The sequence below is a fragment of the Tistrella bauzanensis genome (assembly GCF_014636235.1).
Lineage (GTDB): Bacteria > Pseudomonadota > Alphaproteobacteria > Tistrellales > Tistrellaceae > Tistrella > Tistrella bauzanensis.
Map to the genome: position 1 here is coordinate 1 of NZ_BMDZ01000161.1, position 1861 is coordinate 1861.

Annotated in this window: 1 protein-coding gene; it reads left to right on the top strand. The window is 55.3% G+C overall.

Annotation, left to right across the window (positions count from 1 at the left end):
* A partial coding sequence (locus IEW15_RS25280) for a TraC family protein (protein WP_229708839.1) occupies nt 1-1818 on the top strand: 1818 nt, incomplete at its 5' end.
* Between the last annotated feature and the right edge of the window lie 43 nt (nt 1819-1861).

Sequence of the window (1861 nt, forward strand, 5' to 3'; positions counted from 1 at the left end):
TCAGGCGCCGGCCGCAGGCTCAAGGGCGGATCTCACTGCGATCGCGACACATTCCGAAGACCCATTCTGCAACAGGCTCTTGAAGGCCTTCAGATGCAGCCGACGGTGCTGACACCGTCGCGGTACCTCCATCTCATGAACGGCATACTGCACCAGGGTGAGCACGCCCACTGGCGCCAGTCCTCCACGTTCGATTGGGATGAAACCCGCCCCATTTCAGAACAAATATTCGATCACGATGCACCAGTCGTGGTGCACTCTGACCATTTAGAAATTGGTGACCATCAAATCGCCACTGTTTCTGTTAAACAATTTCCGAAGCTGATTGCCTTCGGTGGAATGATAAATCTTATAGGCAACCTGACCACTGGCACTTCAGCAATCCGTGGTCCCTTTGTGCTTACCGCCAATATTTATCTTCCATCCTCACACGCCGCACGGCAGGTCATTGGACGGAAGAATACACTCCTGACCAACCAGGTTTACGGCCCTCTTACAAAATGGGTGCCGGGGCTCTTTGCCCAGAAAGAAGGTTTCGACGAACTAACCCGTGCATTGGACGATGGCGGCCGTCCCCTGCAACTAGCACTGAGCTTGGTTCTGATCGCAAAAGACCGCGACGCACGGATCGAGGCTGTGAGCCAGGCTGTGCAGCTGTGGCAAGGTAACCGTGTCATCGCCATGCCTGATAAGTACATCGTGTTGCCGATCGCATTCGGGGCACTGCCGTTTGGAGCCGAACTCGGGCTCGTACAGCAACTCCACCGGTATCGCACGATGGCAACGCAGCATGCGGTCAGGCTGCTCCCGCTCTTCGCCGAATGGCGAGGGACTTCAACGCCGCTGATGACATTCGCGAGCCGAACGGGGCAACTGATGCCCGTCTCGCCATTCGACAGCAACACCAACTACAACGTCGTGGTGGCTGCAGAAAGCGGCGGCGGCAAATCGTTCATGACGAATGAAATGATAGCCGGCGCCCGTGCTTCTGGCGCGATAGTCCGGGTGATCGACATCGGGAGGAGTTACGAAAAGCTGGCGGAGAGCCTCGGTGGCACGAACCTGGTCTTCGGGCCCACGGCCAGCCTCGACCTCAACCCGTTCCCATTGATCTCGGACTGGTCTGAGGAGCGGGATATCCTAATGGGTCTCGTGGAGGCTATGGCGGCACCGACAATGCCGCTGACAGACCATCAGCGCGCCTCTCTGGGAGAATTTCTCTCTCACGTTTGGGAGGACAAAGGACATCGTGCTCGTATCGATGATGTGGCAGATGTTCTGCAGGCCTCTGATGATGTTCGAATCAAAGACATCGGAATACAGCTATACCCGTTTACCTCGAAAGGGGATTACGGACGGTATTTCGACGGCAGTGGTCGACCGGTGGACTTTGAAAACGGATTCATCACATTGGAGCTCGAAGAACTGGCCGGTTCTGATCACCTTCGCAAGGTTGTCCTCCTGGTACTGATTTATCGTATCCAACAGGAGGCGTATCTCGGTGATCGATCGGTGTCCAAGCTCCTCATTATCGATGAGGCATGGCAGCTGATGGACTCACCGTCCGTCGCCACCTTCCTCAATTCCGCCTTCCGAAGATTCAGAAAATACAACGCGTCCGCGGTCGTCATCACCCAATCGCTCAACGATTTCTACCAGACAGCATCTGGTGTTGGGAAAGCTATTCTTGAGAATGCAGCAACTATCATGCTTCTACACCAGAAATCATCAACATTAGAGAAGCTAAAATCGACCGGAGAACTTCCAATTGATGCGGGATATGAGGCTGTTGCCGAATGCCCGCTACCCATGGTTTGACGCCGTCTGCTGACGGCTTGGGAGCTTGGCGGGGGTCTCGCGC